General features: G+C 68.1%; 16 protein-coding genes. 4 read left to right on the plus strand and 12 right to left on the minus strand.

Annotation, left to right across the window (positions count from 1 at the left end):
* Positions 1 to 22: 22 nt before the first annotated feature.
* Entirely contained in the window at positions 23 to 1,606 is a 1,584-nt protein-coding gene (locus GOAMI_RS13475) for a dolichyl-phosphate-mannose--protein mannosyltransferase (RefSeq protein WP_006437093.1), read from the plus strand.
* Between the two features lie 6 nt (positions 1,607 to 1,612).
* Here GOAMI_RS13475 and GOAMI_RS13480 read toward each other — a convergent pair whose 3' ends face one another.
* The 7 genes from GOAMI_RS13480 to GOAMI_RS13510 are packed head-to-tail and all read right to left on the minus strand — an operon-like array spanning position 1,613 to position 8,658.
* A complete protein-coding gene (locus GOAMI_RS13480) occupies positions 1,613 to 3,406 on the minus strand; it encodes a BCCT family transporter (protein ID WP_006437094.1) in 1,794 nt (597 codons plus the stop codon).
* Between the two features lie 31 nt (positions 3,407 to 3,437).
* The gene (locus GOAMI_RS13485) at positions 3,438 to 3,815 is read right to left on the minus strand and encodes a GntR family transcriptional regulator (RefSeq protein WP_006437095.1); all 378 of its coding nucleotides are present in this window, start codon (positions 3,813 to 3,815) and stop codon (positions 3,438 to 3,440) included.
* A 10-nt stretch (positions 3,816 to 3,825) separates the two neighbouring features.
* Complete coding sequence (gene arcA, locus GOAMI_RS13490; protein ID WP_006437096.1) at positions 3,826 to 5,079, minus strand: arginine deiminase; 1,254 nt, start codon at positions 5,077 to 5,079, stop codon at positions 3,826 to 3,828.
* Entirely contained in the window at positions 5,069 to 6,280 is a 1,212-nt protein-coding gene (locus GOAMI_RS13495; protein WP_006437097.1) for an MFS transporter, read from the minus strand. Before GOAMI_RS13495 ends, arcA begins: the two co-directional genes overlap by 11 nt.
* Entirely contained in the window at positions 6,277 to 7,284 is a 1,008-nt protein-coding gene (locus tag GOAMI_RS13500) for a patatin-like phospholipase family protein (protein WP_006437098.1), read from the minus strand. The genes GOAMI_RS13495 and GOAMI_RS13500 overlap by 4 nt, the downstream gene beginning before the upstream one ends.
* A 37-nt stretch (positions 7,285 to 7,321) precedes the next feature.
* A complete protein-coding gene (gene soxR, locus GOAMI_RS13505; RefSeq protein WP_006437099.1) occupies positions 7,322 to 7,768 on the minus strand; it encodes a redox-sensitive transcriptional activator SoxR in 447 nt (148 codons plus the stop codon).
* A 26-nt stretch (positions 7,769 to 7,794) separates the two neighbouring features.
* Entirely contained in the window at positions 7,795 to 8,658 is an 864-nt protein-coding gene (locus tag GOAMI_RS13510) for a universal stress protein (RefSeq protein WP_006437100.1), read from the minus strand.
* Positions 8,659 to 8,821: 163 nt separating this feature from the next.
* Between GOAMI_RS13510 and GOAMI_RS13515 the strand changes: the two genes are divergently transcribed.
* Together GOAMI_RS13515 and GOAMI_RS13520 are read left to right on the plus strand one after the other, a co-directional pair.
* On the plus strand, positions 8,822 to 9,154 hold the full coding sequence (locus GOAMI_RS13515) for a hypothetical protein (RefSeq protein ID WP_006437101.1): 333 nt from the start codon (positions 8,822 to 8,824) through the stop codon (positions 9,152 to 9,154).
* Positions 9,155 to 9,205: 51 nt separating this feature from the next.
* Positions 9,206 to 10,666: a serine/threonine-protein kinase gene (locus GOAMI_RS13520; RefSeq protein WP_006437102.1), complete on the plus strand. Its 1,461-nt coding sequence runs from the start codon at positions 9,206 to 9,208 to the stop codon at positions 10,664 to 10,666.
* Positions 10,667 to 10,679: 13 nt separating this feature from the next.
* On the opposite strand, the gene GOAMI_RS13525 is transcribed toward GOAMI_RS13520, so the two are convergent.
* Genes GOAMI_RS13525 through GOAMI_RS13545 form a run of 5 tightly spaced genes read right to left on the minus strand, consistent with a single transcriptional unit; the run spans position 10,680 to position 17,151 of the window.
* Positions 10,680 to 11,492 carry a protein kinase domain-containing protein gene (locus tag GOAMI_RS13525; protein WP_006437103.1) on the minus strand — a complete coding sequence of 271 codons (813 nt, stop codon included), beginning with the start codon at positions 11,490 to 11,492 and terminating at the stop codon, positions 10,680 to 10,682.
* Between the two features lies 1 nt (position 11,493).
* Entirely contained in the window at positions 11,494 to 13,647 is a 2,154-nt protein-coding gene (locus GOAMI_RS13530) for a cation:proton antiporter (RefSeq protein WP_006437104.1), read from the minus strand.
* Between the two features lie 17 nt (positions 13,648 to 13,664).
* Complete coding sequence (locus tag GOAMI_RS13535; RefSeq protein WP_006437105.1) at positions 13,665 to 15,095, minus strand: FHA domain-containing protein; 1,431 nt, start codon at positions 15,093 to 15,095, stop codon at positions 13,665 to 13,667.
* Positions 15,092 to 15,541, minus strand: a complete 450-nt coding sequence (locus GOAMI_RS13540) for a hypothetical protein (RefSeq protein ID WP_006437106.1) — start codon at positions 15,539 to 15,541, stop codon at positions 15,092 to 15,094. Before GOAMI_RS13540 ends, GOAMI_RS13535 begins: the two co-directional genes overlap by 4 nt.
* Positions 15,541 to 17,151 carry an FAD/NAD(P)-binding protein gene (locus GOAMI_RS13545; protein WP_006437107.1) on the minus strand — a complete coding sequence of 537 codons (1,611 nt, stop codon included), beginning with the start codon at positions 17,149 to 17,151 and terminating at the stop codon, positions 15,541 to 15,543. The genes GOAMI_RS13540 and GOAMI_RS13545 overlap by 1 nt, the downstream gene beginning before the upstream one ends.
* A gap of 246 nt (positions 17,152 to 17,397) precedes the next feature.
* Between GOAMI_RS13545 and GOAMI_RS13550 the strand changes: the two genes are divergently transcribed.
* A complete protein-coding gene (locus tag GOAMI_RS13550; protein WP_006437108.1) occupies positions 17,398 to 18,432 on the plus strand; it encodes an AurF N-oxygenase family protein in 1,035 nt (344 codons plus the stop codon).
* Positions 18,433 to 18,447 lie beyond the last annotated feature (15 nt).

The raw sequence follows: 18,447 nt of genomic DNA on the forward strand, positions 1-18,447 counted from the left end.
AGGGCCCACTAGGATCGAGCGGGTGACCATGACCGCCGCGCGTGACACCGCCGTGCCCGTCGGTGTCCCGGTCCCCGCGGCGGTCCCGCCTCGTCGTCTGGGACCGGAGGTCCCGGCGGCGCTGTTCGGTGCCCCGGACCGTGGTCGCGGCCTGGTGGTGGGTGTCGTCATCGCTCTCATCGCCGCCCTCACCCGCTTCTGGAACCTGAGTCACCCCACCGACAAGGGCACGCCGGTCTTCGACGAGAAGCACTACGTGCCGCAGGGATGGCAGGTCCTCACCGGCGGCAACTCGATCGAGGACAATCCGGCATACGGGCTCGTGGTGCATCCTCCGGTCGGCAAGTGGATGCTCGCCGCCTCCGAGGCCGCCTTCGGGTACGGTCCGCTCGGCTGGCGGGTCGCGCCGGCGATCTCCGGTGTCCTCATCGTCGTCCTCGTCTACTGCGCGGTGCGCCGGCTCACGCGGTCGACTCTGGTCGGTGCCGTCGCCGGCGTGTTCGCGATCTGTGACGGGGTGCTGTTCGTGCAGTCCCGGATGGGGATGCTCGACATCTTCCAGACCCTGTTCATCGTCGCCGCCTTCGCCGCGCTCCTCGCCGACCGCGACCAGGTCCGCGAGCGGATGTACCGCGTCTACCTCGAGGGCCGGATGGACGACAGCCGGTTCGGTCCACGGCTCGGATTCCGCTGGTACCGCTTCACCGCCGGGGTGATGCTCGGACTCAGCTGCGGAACCAAGTGGTCGGGCGTCTACTACGTCATCTTCTTCACCGTCCTCGCGATCGGCTTCGACGTCGCGGCGCGGCGCGCGTACCACGTGCGGCGACCGTGGGTCGGCACGATCGTCCGTGACGTCGTGCCCGCCGGCGCGAGCCTCGCGGTGATGCCGGTCGTCATCTACTTCCTGACCTACATCCCGTGGTTCAACAGCGAGACCGCGGTCTACCGCTATTCCGAGGGCAATGCGATCGGCACCGGCGGCACCTTCGCCTGGGTGCCGGGGGCGTGGCGGTCGCTCTGGTACTACGAGGCCGGGATTCTCCAGTTCCATGCGGGACTGACCAACTCCGCGGGCAATCACCATCCATGGGAATCAAAGCCGTGGACCTGGCCGATGAGCCTGCGCCCCATGCTCTACGCACTCGAGAACGGCCCCGATCAGTGCGGCGGGGGCGAGTGCGTCCGCGCCCAGATGCTGATCGGACCGCCCGCCCTGTGGTGGCTCGCACTGCCCATGTTGCTGTGGGGTCTGTGGTCGTGGGTCGTCCGCCGCGACTGGCGCTACGCGGCGGTGCTCGTCGGCTACGGTGCGGGCATCCTGCCGTGGTTCCTGTCCCTCGACCGCCAGATGTACTTCTTCTACGCGACCGCCCTGGCCCCGTTCCTCGTCATGGGCCTCGCCTTGTGTTGCGGCGATCTGTTGCGCTCGACGGCGACCACGGCCCGCGCCCGACCCGAGCGCCGGGTGCTGTCGATCATCGTGGTCGCCGTCTACGTGGCACTCGTGGTCACCAACTTCGTGTGGCTGTGGCCGATCCTCACCGCCTCCCCGATCTCGCCGGGACTCTGGCGGCAGCAGATCTGGCTGCCGAGCTGGGGCTGAGCGCGACTACTTCTGGGGCTCGACGCCCTGCTCGGTGTCGGCGTGGTGCGCCTCGCCCAGCGGGTGGGCGACACCCGTACCGACCTGCTCGACGTAGCCCGGATCGATCTTCTCCAGGTGCTTGACGGCGTCGGCGTCGATCGACTCGAGTTCACCGGTGGCGATCGCCACGGCCTGTTCGTGGACGTGCTGATCGACCTGAGCCGACAAGACGTGACGAGACACGATCAGCGGGTCGCGCCGGAGGTCGAGGTAGAGCGACAGGCACATGCCGATCATCACCACGACGAACGGCAAGGCGGCGATGATGGCCATCGTCTTGATGCCGTCGAGTGCGTCGTCACCGCTGATCGCGAGGAGCAACGCCGCCACGACACCGGTGAGCACGCCCCAGAACACCGTCAGCGCGCGCGAGGGATGTTCGACGCCACGCTGGGACAGGGTGCCCATCACGAGCGAGGCCGAGTCGGCTCCGGAGACGAAGAAGATCCCGACGAGCACCATCACCAGTGCCGAGGCGACACCGGTCCACGGCAGGTGAGCCAGTACGTCGAAGAGGGTGTCCTCGCTCGCCGCCGTGGCCGGGTCGAAGTCGAGGACACCGTCGGTCTGCTGCCGGATCGCGGTGCCGCCGAACACGCAGAACCAGACCAGCGACACGGTCGTGGGCACCACCGTGACGCCGATCACGAACTCACGGATCGTCCGGCCCCGGCTGATCTTGGCCAGGAACATGCCGACGAACGGCGTCCACGACACCCACCATGCCCAGTAGAAGATGGTCCAGTCGGCCAGCCACTGCCGGCCCGCGTCGGAGGTCACCGTGGCGTCCGAACGGCCCGCGAAGGTGGTGAGGTCGGTGGCGTAGGCGCCCAGGGTCGTCGGCAGCAGATTGAGGATGAAGATCGTGGGTCCGACGACGAACACGAAGGCCGCGAGCACCACGGCGAGCACCATGTTGATGTTCGACAGCCACTGGATGCCGCGCGCGATACCCGACACCGCGGAGGCCACGAACGCTGCGGTGAGGATCGCGATGACCGCGACCAGCAGGAGCTTGGTCGGTTCGTTGACCCAGCCGACCTTGTCCAGACCGGAACCGATCTGCAAGGCGCCCAAGCCCAATGAGGCGACGGTGCCGAACAGGGTCGCGAAGATGGCCAGGATGTCGATGAGCTTGCCCGCGGGACCGTGCGAGACGCGTGGGCCGAGGAGACGCGTGAACACCGCGCTCATCAGCTGCGTCCGGCCGAGCCGGAAGGTGCTGTAGGCGAGGGCGAGTCCGACGACGGCGTACATCGCCCACGGATGGAAGCCCCAGTGGAACATGGTCGTCGCCATTGCCGTCCGGACATCGCCGGCATCGATCTCCGGTGGCGGACTTGCGAAGTGGTACAGCGGTTCGTAGGCACCGAAGAACATCAGGCCGATTCCCATTCCGGCGCTGAACATCATCGCGATCCAGCTGATGGTACGGAACTGAGGTTTCTCCCCGGTGAGCCCCAACGGGATTCGTCCGTACTTGGAAACCGCCAGATACACCGCGAAGATCACGAATCCGGTTGCGGAGAGGATGAACAGCCAGCCGAGGTTGGTGGTGATCCAGCTCAGGATCTCACCGGTGGTCGAGTTCAGACTGTCCTTGTCCCCGATGCCCCACACGACGAACGCGATGACGAGTGCAGCCGTGATCGAGAAGACCACCGGATCGATCCGTGGGCTCCCGGGCCGACTCCCCCGATCACGCCGGCGCTGGCCATCTCGCGCGCGACGAGTCGTCGCTGTCTGTTCACTTGTCATTACCCCACCAAAGCAACGTCGGCGCGTCTGTTCAAGTCGCGCGCAACGCCCGCTGGACCATCGAGACGATCGTGTCGTCGTCGAGTCCCAGCTCACGGGCGGTCCCGACGTACGTCGACGCGGCCGCGAAACCGGCGTCCTGCGCGTCGTGGCGCCCCGCCTTGACGAAGGAACCCGAGCGTCCGCGCGTCTCGATCACGCCGGCCGCCTCGAGTTCGCGATATGTCTTGGCCACGGTGTTGGGGGCGAGGTCCAGGTGCGCGGCGAGGGCCCGGACGGTCGGCAGGCGCTCACCGGTGAGCAGCGTGCCGTCGGCGATCAGCTCGACGATACGCAGCCGCACCTGCTCGAACGGTGGCCGGTCCGATGCCGGGTCGACGGTCAGATGGGCCAGCAGCGATGTGGTCATTGTCGTCCCCTCACAACAGATCACGCGCCAACGGGCACGACATGCACCGGGGCCCACCGCGACCCGAGCCGAGTTCGCGGCCTTCGATCTCGATCACCTCGATCCCCGAATCACGCAGGCGGCGATTGGTTTCCACGTTCCGGTTGTAGGACACGACGACTCCCGGGGACAACGCGAGCGTGTTGTTGCCGTCATCCCACTGCTCGCGCTCGGCGGTCACCGGGTCGAGACCGGTGTCGATGACGCGGAGTTTGCCGATCCCCATGGCCTCGGCCGCCGCCTCGACGAAAGGCCGTTCCCCCGTCACGTGAACGGCGTCGGTGGCCGCGTCGTGGGACAGGGTGAACGCCGACATGTGGTCGCGGATGTTGGGGTACATCACCACCGCATCGGTGTCGACCATGGTGCAGACGGTGTCGAGATGCATGAACGCCCGCGCCTGCTGGATGGGCACGGCGAGCACGGTGTGGGCGAGATGGTCGTCGAAGAGGCTGCGCGCCAGCGCTTCCGCCCCGGCCGGCGTGGTGCGCTCGCCGACCCCGACGGCGACGACACCCGGCGCGAGGAGCAACACGTCGCCGCCCTCGACCGGCGCGACCTGCGACTCGTAGGCGCGTCGGGCACCGGTGAAACGGGGGTGATGGGCGTAGATCAGATCGGTCAGAGACGTCTCTCGCGCTCGCGCGGGCAGCGCGAGGGAGGTGATCGCGAAGCGCGACCCGATCCAGAACGAACTGTCGCGGGTGAACAGCAGGTTCGGCAGCGGCTCGATGGCGAACTCGGGGCCGTGATGCATCCGGCGGACCAGCGACGACCGTTCCGCCGACGGCGTGATCGGCAGTTCGTCGAACGTCATTCCGGCCATCAGCACGTCGGCCAGTTCCGCGGGCGCGAGTCCCCGCAGGTGCCTCGCGAGATCCTCGGCGAGATGAGATCCCAGACGTCGCGCACTGACCGCGGCCGCGATTCCCTGGATGCGGGCGGCCCCGCTGTGTGCGATCGTCTCGGTCAGCAGGTCGCCGAGCAGGTAGACGTCGACACCGCGATCGCGCAGCACCTCGGCGAAGGCGTCGTGTTCCTCCTGCGCACGGTCGACCCAGGGCAGGCCGTCGAACAAGAGTTGATCGCTGTTGCGCGGGGTGAGGCGCCGCAGTTCGTCACCGGGGCGGTGCAGCATCACCGCGCGCAGGGTGCCGACCTCCGAGTTCGCCCCCAGAGCGTAATCCCACTCGCCCGCGGTGTCCTGCTGCCCCTCACGCGTCATCGCTCAACCGTAACGCCGGACCCTGACCGACGACCGCAGGCGCGGTCTCCCGGGCGAACAGCCACGCGACCAGGGCGATCGCCGCGACCACACCGGTCAGCACGAACGCGGGGCCGAAGCCGACCCGATCCGCCACGAATCCGACGATGACCGGCCCGGTCACCGCACCGAGGTCCGAGGACATGCCGTACGCCGCGAGCGCCGATCCGCCCTGCTGACGATTGCCGAGGACGTCGGCGAGGGCCGCCTGATGAGTCGGCGCGAACAGACCGGAACCGACACCGGCGAGCACCGACAGTGCGAGCGCGATGGGGACGTTGGGCGAGAATCCCAGTGCGATGGTGGCGACGACGGTGATCGTCAGACCCGGCAGCATGATCGGCCGACGGCCGAACCGATCGGACAGGCGACCGGCGATGAGGATCGCGAGGACGTTGCCCGCGGCATAGATCGCCAGCACGATCCCGGCCATACCGGCGCCTGCACCGAGCCCCTCGGTGATGAACAACGGAACCACCGCGACCCGCACACCCATCGACGCCCAGCCCTGCGTGAAGTTCGACGCGAGGATGGCCCGGTAGGCACTGTCGCGCAAGGCCGTCCGGAAGCCGATGAGTCCGGCCGTCGGGCCCTCGGCCTGGTCGGGGGCGATCACCTCGCGCAGCTGGGTGGCCACGACCGCGGACGCGACCAGAAGCGCGACCGCGTACACGACGAACGGCACGCGCAGGCCGAAACCCACCAGGGCCGCGCCGATCAGCGGTCCGGTGATGCTGCCGATCAGGAAACCCGCGGAGAAGAAGCCCGACACCCGCCCGCGAATGTCGCTGGGCGCCATCCGGATCAGCAGGGCCATCGCGGAGATGCTGAACATCGTCGATCCGATGCCGCCCAGGCCGCGGAACACCAGCAACTGCCAATATGTCTGCGCGAAGGCACAAGCCAGTGTGCTCGCGGCGACGATGAGGAGTCCGGTCAGATAGATGCGCCGTTCGCCGAACACCGACACGAGTCGTCCGCCCGTCGGCGCGAACAGCAGCCGCATGACGGCGAAGGCCGACACCACCGCGGTGGCCGCGGTGAACGAGACGTTGAAGGCGCGAGCGAAACTCGGGAGGGCGGGCGCGATGAACCCGTAGCCGAGTGCGATGACGACGTTGGCCGACAGCAGCACCCAGATGCCGCGAGGGATCTGCCTCATGGCATCTCGGGCAGGTCGTCGAGGGCCTTGGCGGTGAGTTCACGGCCGATGTCGATCATCTCGGCGGCCTTGTGGAAGTCCAGGGTCCGCACCGCACGACGGGGCACCCGGATCAGGACGTCGGGCGGATAACCGGCCACCTGATAGCGGGTCAACGCCTCCTGCATGATGTCGAGCGACCGGCTGAGCACCTCGACGCGACCCATCCGGCCGGGCTCGCCGGCGGCGTCCGGTGACAGTGCGCCGGTGTCGACCACGACAGCTCCCTCCTCGTCGGAGGTGGCAGCGGGGGCGATCTCGTCGGCCCCCTCGGTCCCCGCCACGTCACCGGCCTCCGAACCGAAGCGGTCACGGACCGAGCGCACGAACTCGTTGTCGAGGATCGGCGCGACGTTGCGTCGGAGCAGGCCTTTCGTTTTGGACTGCCGGCTGGCACCCGTCTCGGGCCCGCCGTCGGAGCCGATGATCACGCCGATCGTCACATCGCTGGGGACGCCCGAGGTCGGTGCGACGGGCACCGGGTCGAGGATGCCGCCGTCGGCGAGGAGCCGTCCCTTGTGCTCATGCGGGCTGATCACGCCGGGGATCGCGATCGATGCACGCAGGGCGTCGGCGAGATTGCCGCGCTGGAACCACACGGCGCGACCCGCGAACAGGTCGGTCGCGATGGCGGTGAACGGGATCGGCAGATCCTCGATCACGGTGTCGCCGAGGATCTCCCGCACACGGGTGAGAATGCGTTCGGCTCCGATGACGCCGGGTTTGGTGAGTGAGACGTCGAGCAGCCGTACCACGTCGAGCTGCGACAGTCCCGAGATCCAGTCGACGTAGTCGTCGAGTTTGCCCGCACAGTACAGGCCCCCGACCAGCGCGCCCATGGACGATCCGGCGACCGTGACGATCTCGAAGCCACGTGCCTCGAGTTCGGCGATCACCCCGATGTGCGCGTATCCGCGAGCGCCGCCACTTCCCAGAGCAAGCGCCACGCGCGACGGTCGAGCCATGCCGCAACCCTACCGCCGACGGTTTCTCGACTCCCGTTCACTCGGTCATGAGACGACGCGGTCCCGGACCGAGTTTGTTCAGTTCGTCTCCCGGGTTGAGCAGGTGACATTCCCCGAGTGACAAGCATCCGCACCCGACGCAGGAGCCGATCATGTCGCGCATGTTCTCCAGCAGGGAGATGCGATGGTTGATGTCGTCCATCCAGCGTTTCGACGCCGCCTCCCACATCGACTTCGACGGGGACTCGTGGTCACCGAGTTCGGCGAGCACCTCCCCGATCACCGACAACGGGATGCCGGCGACCTGTGAGGCACGGATGAACGCCACCCGCCGCAGCATCGCCCGGTGGTAGCGCCGCTGATTGCCGGCCGTCCGCCGGCTGAAGATCAGTCCCTGTTCCTCATAGAACCGGACCGCCGACGGCGCGATACCCGCGCGCTGCGCGAGCTCCCCGACCGAGAGCTCGAGTCTCTTCAGCGTCATGGGTCGATAGTAGGCAGCTCACCTGGTCAGCCGCGCACCACCAGCACGGGGCACTCGGCCTGGTGCATCACCTTCTGGCTGGTCGAGCCGAGCATCAGTCCGCGGAATCCGCCGCGTCCCCGGCTGCCGACGACGATGAGCTGGGCGTCGGTACCGGCCGCGTCCAGCAGCGCCTTCGCCGGCTCCTCCGGCAGCACGTGCCGCTCCACGCGGACGTCCGGGTAGTCCTGGGCGTATCCGGCCAGTCGCTCCGCGAGCACCTCGACCGCGTCCTGGGTCATCCGCTGGACCTCCTCGGGCCCGATCCCGTAGCCGTGCAGGGCGTCGGCGTCCAGCGGCGTCCAGGTGTGGACGGCCACCAGCGGCGCGTTGCGCAGCGACGCCTGCCGGAACGCCTCGGCGACCGCGACATCGCTGATCGGCGATCCGTCCACACCGACCACGACCGGCCCGGTGTCCGATCCCCCGGCGGCGACGATGGCCACCCGGCCGTGGGCGTGGGCCGCGACGCTGATGCTCACCGAACCGAGGAACAGTCCCTTCACGCTGCCGAGCCGGCGCGTGCCGACCACGATCATCGCAGCGTCCTTGCCCAACTCGAGCAGCACGCGGGCAGCGTCACCGTCGACGATCGAGGTCGCGACGCTGACGTTCGGCGCAACCTCTTTGGCGACGGCGGCGGCGGCATGCACTGCGTCCGACGCGTCTTGACGGATGGCGTCGATGACGTCCTGCGGAATGATCAGTCCGGGAGCGTAGTCGCTGGTGCTCGCGTCATAGGCACCGACGATCTTGAGATCGAGCCGCTCCGCCGCCGCGGCCTTCGCCGCCCACCGCACCGCGCCTTCGGCCGCCTCGGAACCGTCCACACCGACGAGTATCGCGTTCATGTCCCTCGCTCATCTCCTCTGGTCACGACCCCGGCCGGGGCCGGTCGTCAAACTCCGGCCGGGGGCCGGTCCTCACTTCATCCTGCTCCCGCGGACCGCGGGCAGCAATGAGCACTAAGTCCTTCTCACCGGGTATCGAGCGGCGTGTAGCGTGGGAGTCATCATGACCTCCCCGACGCCGAACTCCCCGACACCGAAGAACGGCAACAACGACTTTCGCGCGATCGTGATCCACATCGCCATCACCGTCGCGTTCGGTCTCGGTCTCCTCATCGTCGCACACGCCTCGTCGCAGTCTCTCCAGAACGCACTCTTCGTCGTCGCGCCGGTCGTGGTCCTGATCGGTGCGATCGCCATGCTGGTGCGGACGTACCGGGTCTGGAAAGCCGGTGGCCGATGGCAACTGTGGCAGGGCGGGTCCTGGTTCCTGCTGGTGTTCTTCATCGTGATGCTGTTCAATTCGGCACCCGTGCTGTTCGAGTCGAACACCGAATAGCGCCGGCCCCGGCCGGTACAATTCGAGCTCTCAGACCACCGGGAGCCAAGCGTGTCCTTCGATGCCAGTCACGGCGATTCGCCCGCGCGAGGCTCGGTTGTTCCCGGCTCGGTGGTCGCCGGTCACCGCATCGAACGGGTGCTCCACGAATCCGCGGTGAGCACGACCTGTCGCGCGGTCCCGGTGCAGTCGGGTCCCCCTTCCTCCGGCCCACCCGGACCCGAACCCGTAGTCCTCACCGTGGTCGACCCGGCGCGTTCGGCAGATCCACATTTTCGTGACTGGTTCGCACGTTCCAATGAATTGGCTTCCGGCGCCAGACATCCCGCGATCGCCCGAATCGCCGGCCACGGACTGACCGACGGCCGGCTGTGGGTCGCCACGGCGCCGATACCCGCCACCGACGCCGCCGAACTGATCCGACGCCATCCCGACGGCATCGACATCGACCTGGCGGTGCGCATCATCGGTGCCGTCGGAGACGCCCTCGACGCCGCACATCGCCGCGGGCTGGTCCACGGCGGCCTCACGACCGCCGACATCCTGATCTCGGCCCGCCCGGATTCGGCTTCGTCGGAGATCACCGCCTCCGACATCGCCGGCCCCGGTGCCGTCACCCTGCGCGGTTTCGGCCTGACGCCACCCGCCCACGATGAGGACACCCCGCACCCGGAAACCGATGTCGCCGCAGTCGGCCGAATTCTCGTCGAGCTGCTCACCGGCACCACTTCGGTTGCCAGACACCGTATTACGGGAGCGGTATCCCCCGCTTTCCACTCGGCGCTCGCCCGCGCTCTCGATCCGCAGCCCGATCACCGCTATCGGACCTGCGCGGAGTTCGTCCGGGCCGCCGACCTCGCCCTCCACCTGACTCACACGGACGGGGAGCCACCGACCGAGGTGATCAGCTCACCGCCGCGGGCCTTCCAGCCGGCGTGGAATCCCGATCGGCCGACCGAACTCGTCGCCGGCCACCATCCGACACGTCAGAACAGACCCGACACGCCACCGCGACGCCCGACACTCACGCCACTGGTGGTGGCGCTCGTGGTGGTCGCGATCTGCGTGGGCACGGTGATCGTCCTCGGCGCCCGCAACGCGCCACCACCGTGGCCGCCGGCGGTCGCGCCGATCGCCGACGCCTTTCCGCGACTGCTGCCCGATTCTCCCGACCAGCAGGGCTGGCGGGATGCGGCCTGCGAGGCCGTGTTCCGCGACGGCCTCGACGCCATCACGTGCTCCGACGCCGAGCAGGTGACCTACGTCGTCTGGCACACGGCCACACCCATCGCACGGGACACCGTCACCGCACCGCTCGAGGGGTTTCCGGGTGACGAGATCCAGTGGCGGGACGGTCCCGCGTCGTCGAGCCGGGACAGTCTCGCCGACGGCTGGGTCGTCACCAATTTCGTCGCGCCGGCGCGTGAGCCGTACACGGTGATCACCACATGGCCCGGTCATTCGGGACGTCAGATCCTCGACGCCTGGTGGCGCACCGCACCACTCGGCTGAGCGACAGTCCGCCTCACCGACCCCGGAGCGCGTCGACCCGCTCGGCGACCTGCAGCGCGGTCGACGGCCGGCTTCCGGCCAGGGCAAGACAATTGGCGATCAGCGTGCGCTCGTCCCGATTCAGGTTCTCCGACAGTGCGGGTGGCGTCGACAGTGCAGCTCGGATCGCCAGCAACGGCTGGGTGTCGGGCACCTGGCCGTACACCCCCTCGTCGGTGAGCGCTCGATGCAGACAGGCGCCGAGTGACCAGATGTCCGTCGCGCGGGACGGCACATCGCCCGCCAGGAGCGCCGGGTCCATGTACTGCACCGCACCCGGCTGAGCGAAGCTGGTGATCGGTTCGTCCGCCGCGAGAACCCGGGCGAGCCCGAGATCGGATATCTTCCCGCCGGTCTCGGTCACCATGATGCTCGACGGCGTGATGTTCGCGTGGGCGATGCCGGCTTCGTGCAGGGCGTCGACGCCTCGCGCCGCGTCGGCGACCGCGGCGAGCCGCTCGTCCCGGCTCAGGGGGCGCGCGGGTGTGCCGAGTGATCCGAGCGGGAAGTATTCCATCGCATACATGAACTGGCCCTGGAGAACTGCGTCGTACAGACCGGCCAGGTAGGGCGAGGCGACCGCGGCGAACGCACGCAGTTCGCGCACGCCGCGGCGGTAGGCGTCGTCGCTGCACACACCGCTGAAGACCTTGACCACCACGCGATCGGTCGACAGGCCCAGCCGTGCGGGGGGTACGGCGAGATAGAACGTTCCGTTGCCGCCGACTCCCAGCTTCTGGAGCACGGTGAAATCCGCCAGCTGTTGCGGGATCTCGACAGTGGCCATGTCAGTGCCTCTCTTTCGCGGCAGATCCGGCGTCGGTGGTCTGCGTGGTGTCGGTGGTTTGCGTGGTGTCGGTGGCGTTCGTGGTGGAATCGGCGGATGCCGGAGCCTCGGCGTACAGCGTGGCCATCCGGTCCCCCAGGGCTTCTTCGCTCGTCTCGGTGTTGTCGACGACGGTCACCGGGGTGTCCGAGCCACGCCCGCGGGCGTCGTCGTCGGCGGCGGAGACCGTGAAGGCGCCGTCCTCACCGCGGTGACGCTTCGGTTCGACGAGGGAGACCCGGACCCCGCGGTCGACGACGGGTCTCAGGTCGGCGAGCCACCGGCGACGGGAGCCCGCGGAGACGATCGTGAGAGATCGCGACCCGAACAATGCCAGACCCGCCCCCACCACGGCGGCGGTGCGACCGCTGCGGTTGTCGGCGACCACGCAGGTGATGACGCTGCGGCCGGGTCCCACACCCGCCGAGGCGTTCTCGTCGACGATCGCCACCGGCGCCGCCCGCAGCATCTCACCGAGCTCGCGATCGGCGGCGTCGATGACGATCACGTCGGCGTTGGCGTTTCGGGTCATCGCGTCGAGGTCGGTGGCCGGGTCGGCGCTGAACCGGCACAGAACCGACACCGACCCAGCGCCGGTCAGCGAGGCACCGAGCAGGTTCAGTTTCTCGACGACCGACGCCATGGCCGCGAAGTCGGGCACCACCGGCACACCGACCTCGAGGCGCTTCGCCGGGCTGTCCGTCGCGGTGAGCAGACCCGCCAGCACGACGTCGTAACCCGTTGTGCAATCGAGCAACCGGCGGTGCCGTGCACGCAGGTCGTCGACCGTGCCGCCGGGATCGCGCAGGACCACCAGCACCCGCGGTGCGGTCGCGGCGGCCAGCGCTCGACGCTCGGCCGCGGCGATGTCGTTCGCCACCACCACGTCCGGATACACCAGGCGGAGCAGCGGTTCGGTCAGCACCGTGGTCACCAGCGCCATCACCACGAGCATCGCGAAGAGGTCGTCGCTGAGGACGCCGAGGTCGCGTCCCGCCGAGAGGATCACGAGTTCGGTGAGACCCCGGGTGTTCATGAGTACGGCGATCGCCGCGCTCTGCCGCGTGGGTATCGCGCTGGCCCGCGCACCCGCGTAGGCGCCGAGGAACTTGCCGGCGATCGCGACGACCAGCACGAGACCCAACTGCCAGAGCCCCGACAGCCCGATGCCCGCGAGGTCCACGCTCAGGCCGGTGACGACGAAGAACATCGGCAGCAACAGCAGCACGCTGACCTGTTCGAGCCGTTCCAGGATCTCCCGGTGCAACTGCTCGGCACCGACTTTCGGCATCACCGCGCCGAACATGAACGCACCGAAGATCTGGTGGATGCCGATGACGTCGGTGACCGCCGAGGACAGGAACACCCCGATGAGGATGACCGCCAGGATGTCCGGGCTGAGACGTCCCGCCGAGTCCCGCCACTCGACCAGCTTGGCCAGCAGTGGGCGCACGATGCCGAACATGACCGCCGCGTACACCAGGGTCATCCCGACGATCTTGGCCACCTCCAGCGGATCACCGCCCTCGATGATCGCGATGATGAACGCGAGCAGGGTCCACGCGAGGATGTCGTCGACCGCAGCAGCGGCCAGACTGAAGACCCCGGGGACGGTCCGCATCATCCCGCGGTCGGCGAGGATGCGGGCGAGCACCGGGAAGGCGGTGATCGACATCGCGACGCCCATGAACAGGACCATGCCGAGCCGTTCGATCTCGACTCCGCCGACGGTGTCGTGCGACGGGTACAGCAGAAGTCCCAGCGCCGCACCGAGTCCGAACGGCAGCACGATCGAGCACGCCGAGATGCTCGCCGCCGCACGCTCACGACCTCGCGTCAGTCGCATGTCGAGTTCGAGGCCGACGATGAACATGAACAGCACGAGACCGATCTGCGCGAGCCCACCCAGGAGCGGACGCACCTCTTCGGGGAACAACCACTCGTCGGGGTTTCCCGGCAGGAGACCCAACAGACTCGGCCCCAACGCGATTCCGGCCGCGATCTCACCGACGACGGCCGGCTGGCGCACCGCACGGGCGATCATCCCACCGACGCGGGCGACCGCGATGATGACCGCGACATCCAGGAGAAGGAACGCGACCGTGTGCTTGTCCATGTCAGGTCCTGGCCGTCTCAGATTCGGGCATGGTGCGACTCGAAGATGAAGTGGCGTCCTCCGATACGCACATGCGACCCCGGAACCAGTACATGGGGACGATGCGGGAGCAGGCGCACCTCCCGGTTCCCGCTGCTCGGGTCGGCGACGAACGTGCCGTTCGCCGAACCGAGGTCGACGAGCTGGACAGTCCACTCGACCAGCCGGATCTCGACGTGGCGGCGCGACAGCTGTCCGGTCTCGTCCTGGACGCGAATCGGTTTCGGGCTCCCGGCCCGTCCACCGCCGGATGATCCGGGTTCGCGGCCGATGACCAGGTCCTCGTCGAGCAGGAAGGTGAAGCCGTTGTCGAGTAGGAGCCAGCCGAGCGGCGGGCGCTCACCTTCGACGAGGAAGGTCGTCAGCTGATCCATCCGGATGCCGCAGACCCCGCACAGCCACGACTGCGGGTGGTTGAGATGGCCTCGGGAGCATCGGATTCCGTGCACCTTGGCCCGCGAGGCCTCGATCTTCACGACCTCGGTCGCGGGCCGCTGATGCTCTTCCTTCGGCAACGGGGCCCGCGGTTCGAGATGTTCGGCGAACGGGTCGGGCTGGGCGAACGGCGACTGCTGGACCGCGGGCGCGGCCGGCATCGGCTCCGTGGGGAGTGGCTCACCGGCCCCCGGCTGCCCCACCGGGGTCCCGCCCAGCGGGGTCGAGGTGAACGGCAGGGGCTCCGCCACCGGCGCGGCATGCGCCGGTGGCGACAGTTCGTCGACATCCGGTCGCATCCGCTCGGTCGTCCCCATCTGGTCCGGTTCCTGTTCGGGCTGAGGCTCCGGCTCGGGCTGTGGTTCGGGCTCGGGCTGCGGTGCCGGCTCGGGCTGCGGTTCGGGCTCGGGCTGCGGCGCAGCCGCCTCGGGAGCCGGGATCCGCGACGAGGCGGGAAGCGGATGGAATTCGGTGCCGCGCAAACCCAGCGGCGTGTGCAGCAGAGCCCCGGAGGCGGGGACGACGCCGTCGACGAGGTCGAATCGTTCCTCGCCGACCTCGGCCGGGACGGTCCCCTCCAGGTACAGGCCGAGCCCCTCGAAGGGCCACGGGACGGCCTTGTCGTAGGTCTCGCCGGGAGCGGGCTCGATCCGTTTGCCGTCGGTCTCCCCGTAGACCCTGCCCGACAGGAAGATCGCGATCCCGACGTTGTCGGGTGCGGCGAAGGCGATGTCGATCTGCTCGTCGGCGGTCAGTACGAGTTGCGCGAGCGCGCGGACGAGATGACGGCCGCGCCGGGGCGCGGAATCCGGTACCGAAACCGCTGATTCGATGTCGAGGAGGTCGGTGATGAACGCGGCCGGCACCGTGTCCGCGATCAGACAGAGGAATGCGGGTTTGCGGATCACGATCCCGGCACCGGGGATCAGCGTCACCGTGGGGGTCACGCTCGGGATGTCGCCCGGAATGGTCACAGGAACCGTCCTCCTTGGAATCGCCAGTGCGGGAAGATCACTCGTAGCGGACCGTTGACCGCGACCCACACCAGCAGCCAGGTGGTGACGAACTGGACCGCGAACACGAACGGCGACGGCCGGAGCTCCTCGGGCAGCAGCCCGGTCACGTCGATGACCAGCCACACCACGATGCCCTCGTTGATCGCGGTGAGCAGCCCGAACAGGGTGGGCCAGTCCTTCTCCCAGCGGAACTGCTGCAGGAAGTGGTAGATGAACTCCCAGGCGACACCGAGCACGATGACCGTGAACAACACCGTGAAGGCGACGCGGTAGACGTCGAGGATCGTGGGATCACCCGAGGAGATCAGCCACAGGAACGGCACCAGGACGATGGTCCACAACCCGCCGAGGATGCCGAGCACCAGCACGCGGGTCTGGATCCGTCCCCACAGGGTGGGCAGCATCAGTCGACTCCCTTGTTGTTCATCCACCGCCACCACTGGGCGGTCGACCGCCACGGGGTGAGGCGCTTGCAGAATCCCTGCCGGGCGAGATCGTCGACGATCTCGAGCGCGGCGATCTGCAGACCGAGGAACGTGTCGACACCCGGGAAGTACCCGCCGAGGGTGGCACTGCCCGATGCGTACAGCTTCCCGTCGCCGTTGCGGGTGCCCTTCAGCTCGAAGTCGCGTTCGACGTCCATCCGGCCGACCGGGTTGATCCCTGCGCCCGTGTGGTCGAGAAGGTCTCGCAGCAACCGGTGTTCGCGCACGTCGGCCTCGAGCCCGGTGCAGTCGATGACGTAGTCGGCGTACAGCTCGACGGTGCCGTCCGGCCGGTGTTCCTGTCGGATCGGGGCGTGCGGGTCGACGCGCACGGTCGTCACCACACCCTGGCCGCCCGGTCCCGGCACCAGGCTCTCGGCCTTGCCGACCGCCACCCGGTACCACCCTTCCCGGCGTCCGCGCGCGAGCTGTTCCTGCCAGTCGTCGCGGACCGGGGTGTTGGTGCCACCCATCTGTTTGTAGGCCTCGGCGCGTTCGTGTCCCTCGAGTTTGCGCATGCGCGCCTTGAGCTGTCCACCCCACACCGACTTCGGATAGTTGAAGCCCTGGTAGGCCCACCCGTCTCTGCCCTTGCGCCGCATGAAGATGTGCGGTCCGTGGGGTTTGTCGTAGTAAGTGCGGAACAGATGCACGATCTGCGTCTGGAGGCCGAGCGCATCACGGTCGTCGATCAGGCGTTGCAGTACACGGGATGCGACGATCCCGGCGCCGCGGATGACGACGGTGCCCGGTTTGCGCTGCAGCGACTGGTAGACGTGTTCGTGCGATTCGTAGGCGTTGACGACCTTACTGGCGTCGCGATAGGTCTCGCGGAACGCCTGCAGGTCCGGCAGCAGCTTGATTCCCGGATAGCCGATCGCCACATGCACCCAGCGGCTGCGGAAGGCGACCCGCTTGGTCGGCGAACTCCCTTGCGGCGGTGTGAGGATCGTGAAGTAGCCGCCGCCCGCGCGGCGTCGGATCATGCGAACCTGCCCGCGATGCAGCGACTTCAGATAGCCGATGCGCCGGCACTCCTTCTCCATCGACTCGAACGCCTGCCCCGCCCTCGGGGTGTAGAAGTTCGCGAAGACGGGCTCCACCAGCACATTCCACAGCGGCTTGATCTTCTTGTCGGCCCACGCCTCGCGGACCGCATACGACGGGAACCCCCAGATGTTGTCGGGTGTCGACGCCGAATCCGACCGCAGCCGCTCGCCCCGCGGGATCTGCGACACCCGGGTGAGGTACTCGTAGCTGCGCCACGGCACGTCCTGCGGCCCGAGGACCGCGATCTGGTCGAGCGGAACGCCACAGATCCGCAGATAGTCGACGGTCACGAAGGAACCGATCCCCGAACCCACGGTGACGAACGGGACGTCGACGACCGGGATGCCCGCCGCCTGCACCATGGCGTCGGTCCACACATCGGTCTCGACGAGTTCGGGTGTGAGGTCCCCGAGGCCGCCGGGTCCCGGCCGTGGAGCGCGCGGCGGCGGACCGGGCGCGTACGGGACACGACGGGACATCGCTTTCCTCCGATGAGGTCGGGTGGCACGGATTGTGCGGTAACTCTAACGTGCGAAGCGGTCCGCAACGGCGTGAAACCAGCCGAACGAATTACGTCCGTCTCAGCTGGTCAGCGGGCAAACCGGACCGGGTCGGACCACGGAACGTGACATTGAGTGTTGACAAATAGCGGAGCGTCGAAATACGTTCGACTCATCCGCTGTGGCCATCCGCACATGGCCCGGCCCACCTCGAAGGACGCGACGATGACCAAAGCATTGACGAATCCGCACACCACCGGCGACGCCCCCTCGCGCTACGTTCCCGAACCCGATAAAACGGGCTCCGAGCACGACTACGGCCAGGTGCTCGACGACCTGTCCGCGGCCTCGGTGCACCGCAACTTCGACCCCTACGTCGACATCGACTGGGATGCGCCGCACATGGCGATCACCGCGGACGACCCGCGCTGGATCCTCTCCTACGAGGTCGACCCGATCGGTCGTCACCCCTGGTACCAGCAGCTGCCGGAGAGCAAGCAGATCGAGATCGGCATGTGGCGTCAGGCCAACGTCGCCAAGGTCGGCCTGCAGTTCGAGTCGGTGCTCATCCGTGGCCTGATGCAGTACAGCTTCTCCCTCCCCAACGGCGCACGCGAGTTCCGGTACACCACGCACGAATCCAAGGAGGAGTGCAATCACACCCTGATGTTCCAGGAGTTCGTGAACCGCGTGGGCATGGACGTTCCCGGCGCGAAGATCGGGTACCGGCTGATCTCGCCGCTCGTCCCGCTCGTGTCGACGGTCTTCCCGGTCGTGTTCTTCTTCGGCGTACTCGGCGGCGAGGAACCGATCGACCACATCCAGAAGGACTTCCTGCGGACCCGCGTCCGCCTGCACCCGACGATGGCCGCGGTGATGCAGCTGCACGTCGCCGAAGAGGCGCGCCACATCTCGTTCGCGCACCACTTCATCCGCGAGCAGGTCCCGCAGCGCAACCGCTTCCAGCGTTTCCTGCTGTCACTCATGCTGCCGCTGGCGATGCGCATCCTGTGCGGTGCAATCGTGGTGCCGCCGCGTTCCTTCGCCCGGGAGTTCGACGTCCCCCGTGAGGTCATGAAAGACATCTTCTGGCGGTCCGAGGAGTCGAAGCGCTTCCTGCGCAACGTTTTCGGAGACGTCCGGATGCTCGCCGACCAGAGCGGACTGATGAACCCGGTGTCGCGCCTGCTCTGGCGCGCACTCGGAATCAGCGGTCGCCCTTCGCGTTTCCGCAGCGAGCCGACCTACACGGCAGCCTGACCCTCACCGGCCTGA

It is taken from the genome of Gordonia amicalis NBRC 100051 = JCM 11271, from assembly GCF_000332995.1.
GTDB lineage: Bacteria > Actinomycetota > Actinomycetes > Mycobacteriales > Mycobacteriaceae > Gordonia > Gordonia amicalis.